Raw genomic sequence first — 1,191 nt, 5'->3', positions numbered from 1 at the left:
TTTAAAACTCTTTGAAAAAAAATAAATTGGTACAAAACCTAGTGGCAAAATATACAAAACCCGCTGGCAAGCTACACAAGCTACATACAACAAGCTACAGCTGGCAAGCTACAACTACACACGACAAAAGTGCTGTGGCGGAGGGGGTGGGATTCGAACCCACGGTACAGTCTCCTGCACGCCGGTTTTCAAGACCGGTGCCTTAAACCGCTCGGCCACCCCTCCAAACTGGATATGCTTTTTGACAAATTTCTTGTAAAAGGTCAATCATTTTAATGCGCATTTTAAAGCGTTCTTTGTAAAACTATTTAAATTTCAATTAAAATAATTCTTCATAAGTCAATTCTTTGAGTGTGTTATCTAACGGTTTCATTTTTAAACATGATCGTTTTTTCTGTTTAAAAATTTTTCACAAAGCAATATTTTTTTAAGTTTTAACGACCGATATTCGTAATAATAAGAAAGGTTCAGTTGAAAATATTTGATAAATTATATTAAATTCTTTGCGGGCGTGTATTTTTGAATTATTTTATCTTTCCAGATATTTATTCTATTCAGATATCTAGTGCGTCTAAAGGGTATCTTGGAGGGAATGGCTGGTTTGCACTATTTGGAAAAGTTTTATGTAAGATTTGCATCGACAGTTTAAAATCTCTTCCAGATATGACTGGAAATTAGGTGTATTTATAATACTTTTTTTTGTGGGCTAAGCAAAAAGTTAGTTGGAACGGAAGAAAATATTATTGAACAATACGCTTAGATCAATAGATAGCTTGTTAAGGTATTGCATAGTTTTTCAAGAATAGAACTTAAAAACGCTAAATTATGCAGAGGCAGAAAGCATAAACTTTAATAGACAAGGTTTTTAAAGCCGATTCATTCATAAGTATGTTTAGAACAAAAATTTATTTACAAAATAAAATGGTGAGCGATGAGAGCAAATAAAAAGCAAGTAAAATAAAATAGTTATGTCTAATATGAGGGAATAGGTGAATCTTGATTCTATTGAGTTTTTTTGCCTCTATCCCTCATCTTTTTGAAGCTTTTTTATGGCTTCAAGAGCAAGTTTTTTACGGTCTGCGCTCTTTGTGTAAAGAGATGCCATAGCGTCATCTGTCCAGCCAAAAATTGCTTTGAGTTGTGATACTGTTGCACCAGAGTTAGCTGCGCGTGTTGCTGCTAATTTTCTTA

General features: G+C 33.7%; 1 tRNA gene and 1 pseudogene. Both read right to left on the bottom strand.

Features of this window, described 5'->3' with window-relative positions:
• Positions 1 to 135: 135 nt before the first annotated feature.
• A tRNA-Ser gene (locus ACFIKG_RS09340) sits at positions 136 to 225 on the bottom strand.
• 796 nt (positions 226 to 1,021) lie between these two features.
• A pseudogene (locus ACFIKG_RS09335) lies at positions 1,022 to 1,191 on the bottom strand (integrase); the annotation flags it as partial.

Source organism: Bartonella sp. LB28NMGDW (assembly GCF_042194435.1).
Classification (GTDB): domain Bacteria; phylum Pseudomonadota; class Alphaproteobacteria; order Rhizobiales; family Rhizobiaceae; genus Bartonella; species Bartonella grahamii.
Note: the sequence above shows the minus strand (reverse complement) of the source record. Positions and strands in the feature narration are given on the sequence as shown.